The 8,363-nt window shown below is 67.4% G+C and carries 6 protein-coding genes and 2 pseudogenes; 3 read left to right on the forward strand and 5 right to left on the reverse strand.

Annotated elements, in window-relative coordinates:
- Positions 1-62: 62 nt before the first annotated feature.
- From ABT154_RS33740 to ABT154_RS33755, 4 genes are all read right to left on the reverse strand, one after another.
- Positions 63-362: a transposase gene (locus ABT154_RS33740; RefSeq protein ID WP_351862186.1), complete on the reverse strand. Its 300-nt coding sequence runs from the start codon at positions 360-362 to the stop codon at positions 63-65.
- Positions 363-607: 245 nt separating this feature from the next.
- The gene (locus ABT154_RS33745) at positions 608-2,068 is read right to left on the reverse strand and encodes a hypothetical protein (protein ID WP_351862188.1); all 1,461 of its coding nucleotides are present in this window, start codon (positions 2,066-2,068) and stop codon (positions 608-610) included.
- Between the two features lie 60 nt (positions 2,069-2,128).
- On the reverse strand, positions 2,129-2,299 hold the full coding sequence (locus ABT154_RS33750) for a hypothetical protein (RefSeq protein WP_351862190.1): 171 nt from the start codon (positions 2,297-2,299) through the stop codon (positions 2,129-2,131).
- Between the two features lie 465 nt (positions 2,300-2,764).
- A complete protein-coding gene (locus tag ABT154_RS33755; RefSeq protein WP_351862192.1) occupies positions 2,765-3,514 on the reverse strand; it encodes a transposase family protein in 750 nt (249 codons plus the stop codon).
- A gap of 169 nt (positions 3,515-3,683) precedes the next feature.
- Between ABT154_RS33755 and ABT154_RS33760 the strand changes: the two genes are divergently transcribed.
- A complete protein-coding gene (locus ABT154_RS33760; protein ID WP_351862194.1) occupies positions 3,684-4,052 on the forward strand; it encodes a hypothetical protein in 369 nt (122 codons plus the stop codon).
- Here the strand turns inward: ABT154_RS33760 and ABT154_RS33765 are convergent.
- Positions 4,053-4,799, reverse strand: a pseudogene (locus tag ABT154_RS33765) (transposase family protein). It lies immediately after the preceding gene.
- 146 nt (positions 4,800-4,945) lie between these two features.
- Between ABT154_RS33765 and ABT154_RS33770 the strand changes: the two are divergent.
- Positions 4,946-5,092 (forward strand): annotated as a pseudogene (locus ABT154_RS33770) (transposase); the annotation flags it as partial.
- Between the two features lie 495 nt (positions 5,093-5,587).
- Positions 5,588-8,176, forward strand: a complete 2,589-nt coding sequence (locus ABT154_RS33775) for a collagenase (protein WP_351862196.1) — start codon at positions 5,588-5,590, stop codon at positions 8,174-8,176.
- Positions 8,177-8,363: the final 187 nt, after the last annotated feature.

Here is an 8,363-nt window from a genome sequence, read left to right on the forward strand (position 1 = left end):
CCGGCACAGCAGGGTGATCGGGTAGTTCGCCTTCTCCGCATGGATGAACCGGTGCAACTCGCTCACCGGTCGTTCTCCTTCACGAAGAAGGCGGTCGCTTTTTTAAGGATCTCGATCGTCTGCTGCTGTTCGCGGTTCTCCTTGCGCAGCCGCCGCGGTTCCTCGCGCTCGGCGCTGGTCAGCTCGCCGCTCCGGCCCTCGCCCCGGTCGGCCTTGGCCTTGCGGTACCAGCCGCGCAGGGACTCCGAGCTGATGCCGAGTTCCCGGGCCACCGCGGTGACCGTCTTGCCCGAGGAGTCGACGAGCGCGATCGCGTCCCGCTTGAACTCCTCGGTGTACCGCTTCGTGTACTTGCTTCCCACCTGGTGCTACTTCCTCTGGAACCTCAGGTCCCAGTCTCCAGGTGTCCACGATCAAGGGAAAGCTTCATTGACCCAAGGCCCGTCAGCTACGAACCCGTCCTGTAGCACAACCCGAGATTCGGAAACGCCTGTCTGGTGTGCCGGAGTCGACCGGTGGTCGACGGAGGTTGCCATGCCTGTGATCGCTACGCGGCCGTAGTCTCTCAGCGCCGGGGCATCGTCGACGGAGGGGGGACGTTGTTCAGTCAGCGGTCAATGAGTGCGTGCATGCGGGGGACGGGGAGGGACGGGTTGGCTGCGGCGCCCTCTGCGGTGCGGGGGTCGGCGAGGAAGGCCTCCAGGGCCTGCGGTCGCAGACTCGGGTTGGCTGCGGCTGCCCGGCGCACCGAATTGTCGGGGTCTTCCACCGGCGGGTTGGGCAGCGTGGGATCGGCTGCGGCCAGGGCGCGTACCTGCGGATCCGGGTGGCCGATGAGGTGGGTCATGCCAGTGCGGGGGAACGCAGGCAGGGTTAGTAGGTGCGGGCGGTGGGCCGGGCGGGTGACAAAGACGTCCAGGAGGAGGTGTGGTGGGGCCAGGGGGTGGTGGCAGGCCAACCGGATCCGTGCGTCCTCGTCGTCGTCCTGCGCGAGTGTCGCGACGAGTTCTGCGGGCAGGCCGGGCCAGCTCGCCGCAGCCCGGCGGAGCACCGGTTCCTCGGACGCCGCGCAGGCAGCGAACCAGCCGGGTGACGGCCGCAGGGCGGGCTCGGTGATCGGGCAGGTGCAGTCCGGGCCGTGGTCGATGATCCTGTGGATCATGTCGTACTCGACCCAAGTGTGGGAGAAGGGGTGGAGGCGTGCCCGCGCCCGTACGTTCTCGTCAGGGTCTTCCCTCAGCTCCGCGACCAGGTCCGGCCCCAGGTCGGGCCGGGTGGTGACCAGCGCGCGGACCCCCGCCTCGGGATGGCGGGCGAGCCGGGCGACGGCGTAGGCCGGGGCGTGTCGGTTTCGGGCGAGGGGGCGCACCGTGCCGTCAGCGAAGCACTGCTCGACGAGCGCGGGGGACAGGGCACACGTGCCGAACACGAAGGGCTTGCCGCGCGGCTCGTAGGACGGCAGTCGGGCCTCTACTTGTTCCGGATCCAGCACCCAGCTGTGGTCTTTCGCCGCTTCACGGACTGCGGGGTCTGGATCGTCGAGCAGCGCCGCCCGCTGTGCCGGGGTGAGCGACCCCCAACTCCAGGTGGCCCGTATACGGAGTTCGGGGTGCTCGCGGTCGGCCAGGGAATGGCGGAAGGATAGCGGGATCTGCCGGGACGATTCGAGCACCCCGATGATCTCACCTGCGGTGAGTCTGCCGTCCTCTCCCCCATCCTGCGCGGTCAGCAGAGTTACGAGAATGTCGTCCGGCAGCGGCCGGACCCATCGGGGCCGGGACCGGGGGCCGTCGGCGAGCCACGCGCGGACGAGTCCCGACGGGTCCGTCGCCAGGGGGGCGAGCCGCGCCGGGTCGACGTACAGGTTGCGGGCGAGCGCGCTGCGGACGGCTTTGATCTGATGGCGCAGGGCCGCGTCGATGACAGCGTCGGGTAGGTCGCGGCCCTCGCACATCAGCAGGCCGGCCTCACCGGCCGCTTGATCCATCAGGCGTATCAGTACGCCGGAGGGCGCCGCCGGATTGAAAGCGAGGCCACGCAGCCACAGTTCATGCAGAGAGTCGGACACCGCATCATCCTTCCACCTCGTCTCCCGAACCGGGCCGCCCGACGCCTACCACGTCGGCGCTCACCAGCTGGCTCCCGTGGCGGGGCCGGGCAGGCCGATGCGCTGGCGGGCGGTGGACGTCGTGGCCATCACCGCAGCGAGCACCTTCGTGATCTCCGGGCCGGTCCCGTCGAGCACGTCGGCCGGGAAATGTGGGAGCTTCTCGCGACACGAGACAACCGCCTCTGACACCCGATCACCTACCGCCCTACGCCAGGTAACAAGATGATCAACTTGCGGACAGCTTTGTCCGCCGGTGGGCTCCCGTGTGCGGTTGGTGAAGATTATTTGATCTTCACGTGCTGAGTGTTGCATGACATCGTCGCAGGGTAAGCGGCGGCGCTGGTTCATGGGGAGGGGCGGCCGCACTGACGCATGCCGTACTAGAGGGGGGAGCCCGGGCGGTAAGCCGCCCGGTTTGGTATGCCCATGAACGACGCTGTCGAACGATCGACAGATTGTCAGGCACACCATGTCATTGTTCAGAGACGTCGGCAGACGCCGGCGTCGCATACGGTCGGTCCTCGCCAGGGCCACCAGCACGACGGCGCTCGTCACCGCCGCCGCCGTACTGGCCGGCGTTATCCAGGCCGCTCCGGCCTTTGCCGACCCGGTACCTGAGGTGGACGACGGCTTCTACCGCAACAGTGAGCATTTTCAGCGTTGGCGCTCCAGGGTGAGGACGGCCTTGGTGATGACGGTCATGCGGTTCGGGCTGATGCGGGCTCTGCGGAAGATCTGCCAGGGCTTGAGCCGTGCCATGCCGCGTTCGACGGGCGCTCTGGCCTGGGCGAGGGCACGGTTGACGGTGCGCTGGGTGGGGGTGAGTTCACCGCCGGGTGGGCGTTTGAGTCCGGTGGTGACCCAGGGGCCGGCGCCCTGGTAGGCGCGGTCGGTGAGGATCGGGACGCCCTGGCGTTCGCAGATCCGGATGATGCGGTGGGTGCGGGCTGCGGTCAGGTCGTGGGTGCGGCCCGGCAGTGCGGGCGAGATCCACACCACCTCACCGGCGGGGTCGGTGACGACCTGGATGTTCACGCCGTGCCGGCGGTGCTTGGCGGAATAGTCGGCTCGGCTGTCGCCGACGCGGTCGCACTCGGCGAGGGTTCCGTCCAGCAGCACGAAGGCCGGATCGTGCTCGCGCAGCGTCTTGAGCAGGCCGGGAGCGGTGTCGGCGAGCAAGCCGGTGACGGCGGTGACGTAGGCGTGGGCGGTGCCGACGGATATCCCGAACCCGGCCGCGATGCGGGCAAGGGCGTCGTGGCGGCGCAGGTACACCAGAGCGACGAGCGCACGCTGGTGCGGCGGGAGCTTGCACCGCCGGTCACCCTCGCGGGTGACGATGAGCATCGTGACCCACTCGACCAGAGCATGCGGGAGGTCGAGTGCGGCAGAAGAGGGAACCAACAAGGCTCCTGTGCCGGTGGGTTGAGACTTCGAACACCTCCCTCAACGGCACGGGGGCTTTGCTCGTTGCGGCCCTCACCTCAACCACACCGGCGTCACCCGATCAGTGGCCACGCTGAAAACGCTCAGTGTTGGCGAGCTCCGGCGGCTCGACCGCTGTCATACCGGTGTGGCACTGCACACCGGAGGTCCCACGATGAAGGCCAAGGCGGTCGAGGGCCTCACGGGTGCCGACGAGCAGCTGCGTGAGATTGTCAGCAACGGCGGCTGGATTTTCTACGGTCCTCTGGGCCTGGCCGATGACGCCGACGAGGAGGCGGCACAGGCCTACTATCAAGCCTGGGCCAAGCGGGTCGAAGAACTCAACGCAGCCAACAAGCCCTACGTCCAATCTGCCAATACCGCCGAGGGGATGGAGTGGCACGCGCCCGAATTCGGCGCGGACATCGACTACTTCACCGCACTCGCGCAGGTCCAGATGGCTTCCCCGCTCGGTCGGGACGGCCACAGCCAGGCCAGTGAGCCTCTTCCATCTTGATCAGCTGGCGAGTTCGAGGGCGACGACGGCTCGGACGACCGCGGTGATTCGGGTGGTGCTGCAGCGGAGCTTCCGCAGGAGTCGCCAGCACTTGAGGATCGCCATGGCGCGTTCGCCGAGGCTGCGGATCTTGGCGTGGTCCCGGTTGTGACGCCGGCGCCAGCCGCGAAAGGTTCTTGCCCCGGAACGGGACGCGGACGGCAGCACCCGCACCTTGGTAGGCCTTGTCCGCCCAGCACTTGACGCCGTCAGCGGCGAGAGCGGCGGGAATGCCGTGGGTCCGGGCCGCGGTCAGGTCGTGCGTGGCCCCCGGCAGCGCGTCCGATGCCCAGATCAAACGCCCGGCCGGATCGGCGATGACTGCACGTTCATGCCGTGGTGCTTCTTCTTCCCCGAGTAGTACGGCCTGTCGGCGGCGATGCGGTCGATCGGCAGCACGGTGCCGTCGAGGATCACGTACGCCTTCTTCCGCACGGTCTGCTGTTCGAGCGTGGGCGCGAGGGCGGCCAGGAGGTCGACGGCCTCGCGTATGTACCGGTAGACCGTCGCGATCCCGACCCGGAAACCCGCCGCGAGGCGGGCGTAGGTGTCGCCGCAGCGCAGGTGAGCGAGAACGAGGAGGGCCTGCCGGCCGCAAGTGAGGCGCCGCCAGCGGGAACCAATGCGGCGGCGGTGACCTGCGAGAAGACCGGAGAGGTGCTCCAGGGTGCGGCTGGACAGATCGATGGCGGACGGGTAGGCAAGCACGAGAGCTCCTGGCGGACTGGTGATCTTGGTCGTGAACCCGTCTACCAGGAGCTTTCTTCATGCCCGCCACCGGGGACGCCGATCCAACCACCCGTCAGCTTGGAAGAGGTTCAATGGATCTTGATGGTCCAAGGAGGGATGTCCAGGTGGGACGCCAGTCTCCGTACTCGGAGGGGTTCAGAAGGGACGCCGTCGCGCTGTATCGCGCGGGCGGCGGCGAGCGCACGTATGCGGCGGTGGCTACGGATCTCGGGATCACGGCCGAGTCGCTGCGCACGTGGGTGCGCAAGGACGCCGGAGTACCGCGCCGGCCGCTCGTGGCGGGAACGGCCTGGAGGGCCAGGCTGAGGAGCGGTGTCCACTCCCGGGGGTCAACCTCAGTCTGAGCATGGCCCGGTTATGCGTATGAGCTGTTCACCCCGGGGTTCGGTGACGTTCTTCGCCTCAAGTCTTATGCCTGCTCCGGCGGAACTGTTATGCCCCTGCCGCCTTGGAGGACGGAGCCGGGCCAGTAGGCCTCATCTGCCCTCCGACCAGGCTGTTCTTGCTCGGCGCCGGCTCAGCACAGGCGCCGCCGTGCACTGGCTGGCAACCCTGCGTTCTCTCAGGCGGGTTCCCTGTGACATGTCACCTGTGCAATGGTCCGGCCCATAGAGCGTGGCCATGCCAAGCCGGGCGGCCCTTCTGCATCCCGTCACGTCGTCCACATGGTCTTCCCGCTGTCCACGCCCTTTCCCCCACCCCGTCGGTCGCGTCCCGCGCGGCCGGATTCCCTCATGGGAGGCGTAGTGAGAAAGTCACTTGTCCGACGAAGTCTGGGCGCGGCGTTGCCGCTGACCCTGACCCTCGTCATGGGCATCGGCCTGCTGACTCAGCCGGCCGGCGCAACCGAGAACGCTGAGCTGGCAGCACGCATCACGGCGGAAGGCCCGAACCGGGCTGACCCCGCGCCCGTCGGGCAGCAGACCACAGCCGAGACCGAGCACGTCGCGAAGGGGCGCCTGAAGGCATCCCAGCTGCCGCCCCTGGCCGCGAGCAAGGACGCTCTCAAGGAGGAGTACGGCAAGACCGCCAAACCGCCTGTGCCCCCCTCGAAGTCGGCGGAGAAGGCGTTCGGAAAGACGGTCGGAGAGAAGAGCGCTGCGGCGTGCAGCGTCTCCGACTTCACGAGCCGCACCGGCAGTGCGCTGGTCCAGCAGATCAAGGCGTCGACGCTCGACTGCGTCAACACTCTGTTCAACCTGACCGGGAACGACGCCTACTACGCCTTCCGTGAGGCGCAGATGAGCACCGTCGCCTATGCCCTGCGTGACGGTTCGGCGTCCTACCCCGGCGACTCCAGCACCGGTATGCCGCAGCTCGTGCTCTACCTGCGTGCCGGCTACTACGTCCACTACTACAACGCCGGCACGGTCGGCTCCTACGGCAGCGGCTTGCAGACTGCTATTCGCGCGGGACTCGACGCCTTTTTCGCCAGCGCTCACTCCCGGGACGTCACGGATGCCAACGGCGAGGCACTCTCCGAGGCCGTCACGCTGATCGACAGCGCCGAGGAGAACGCCCGCTACATCTACGTCGTCAAGCGGATGCTGGCGGACTACAACTCCTCCTGGAACACCTCCCGGGAGATGCTCAAGGCGGTCAACAACGTCTACACCGTGACCTTCCGAGGCCACCAGGTGCCCGCGTTCGTGACCGCGGTCCAGTCCGACCCTAGCCTGGTCGATGCGCTGTACAGCTTCACCTTCGGCCACATGTCACTGCTGGGGACGGAGCAGTCCTTTCTGACGTCCAACGCCGGGCGGGAGCTCGGCAGGTTTCTGCAGCACTCCGTGCTGCAGCCGAAGGTCCGCCCCCTGGCCGGTGGCCTGCTGAACGCCAGCTCGATCAAGGGTACTACCGCACCGCTCTGGGTCGGCGTAGCCGAGATGACGGACTACTACGACAAAGCCAACTGTTCCTACTACGGCACCTGCAACCTGCAGTCGCAGCTGGCGAACTCGGTGCTGACGGTGACATACCCGTGCAGTTCCAGCATCACCATCAAGGCCCAGCAGATGACCTCGAGCGAGCTGTCGTCGAGTTGCTCCAGCCTGCGCAGCCAGGACGCGTACTTCCACAACATCGTCCGTGACAACGGTCCGGTCGCCAACGACAACAACAGCACCATCGAGGTCGTGGTCTTCGACTCCAGCACCGACTACCAGACCTACGCCGGCGCCATGTACGGGATCGACACCAACAACGGCGGCATGTACCTGGAGGGAGACCCGGCGGCGGCCGGCAACCAGCCTCGGTTCATCGCCTATGAGGCCGAGTGGGTGCGCCCGAACTTCCAGATCTGGAACCTCAATCACGAGTACACGCACTACCTCGACGGCCGCTTCGACATGTACGGCGACTTCAACGCCAACATCACCACCCCGACCATCTGGTGGATCGAGGGCTTCGCGGAATACGTCTCCTACTCCTACCGCGGTGTCCCCTACACCGAGGCGATGACGGAGGCGGGCCGTCGCACCTACGCCCTGAGCACCCTCTTCGACACCACCTACAGCAACGACACCACACGCATATACCGCTGGGGCTACCTCGCCTCCCGGTACATGCTTGAGAACCACCGCACGGACATGGACACGGTCCTCGGCTACTACCGTTCTGGCAACTGGAACGCCGCCCGCACCTACCTGACCAGCACCATCGGCACTCGCTACAACAACGACTGGTACACCTGGCTGGCGGGCTGTGCGGCCGGCAACTGTGGCGGGGGCACCAACCCGCCCGGCAACCAGGCACCCACCGCCGCGTTCACCACGGCCGTCCAGGGTCTGGCTGTCACCTTCACCGACCAGTCCACGGACGCCGACGGCACTGTCGCCTCCAGGTCCTGGAACTTCGGCGACGGCACCACGTCCACCGCCACCAGCCCCAGCAAGACCTACAGCGCTGCTGGAACCTACACGGTGAAGCTGATGGTCACCGACGACAAGGGGGCCACCGCCACTGCCACAAGGACCGTCACCGTCGGTAGCGGCGGAGGTACCGGCACCGAGTGCATCGGCGCCGATGCCAGGGAGCTGGGCCAGAACTGCCAGCGCAGCAACCAGTCCGCCACCACCGGGAACTACGCCTACCTCTACCTCTACATCCCGGCCGGCACCACCCAGCTGAAGATCACCAGCACCGGCGGCACGGGTGACGCAGACCTGTACTACAGCTACAGCGGCTGGCCCGGCACCACCAGCTACACGCAGCGTGCCACGGGAGCCGGCAACAGCCACACCCTGACCATCACCAACCCGCCGGCCGGCGCGAACTACATCAGTCTGTACGCCGTGAACAGCTTCAGCGGCGTCACCGTCACCACCAGCTACTGACACACGGCACCACGGAGAACCACAACTCCACTACCGCCCGGGACGGCTCCCCCCTTCCCGGGCGTTCACCCGGGCGGCGGTACGGAGGTGCACCGGGCCAGTCCCCCGGATCCATGGCCAGGACGTCGAAGTCCGGGCCCGCGGGTGTGGCGGCGCTGCGGCGGCGGAGGAAGGACATACGGCCATG

This window comes from Streptomyces sp. NPDC001728, assembly GCF_040297565.1.
Lineage (GTDB): Bacteria > Actinomycetota > Actinomycetes > Streptomycetales > Streptomycetaceae > Streptomyces.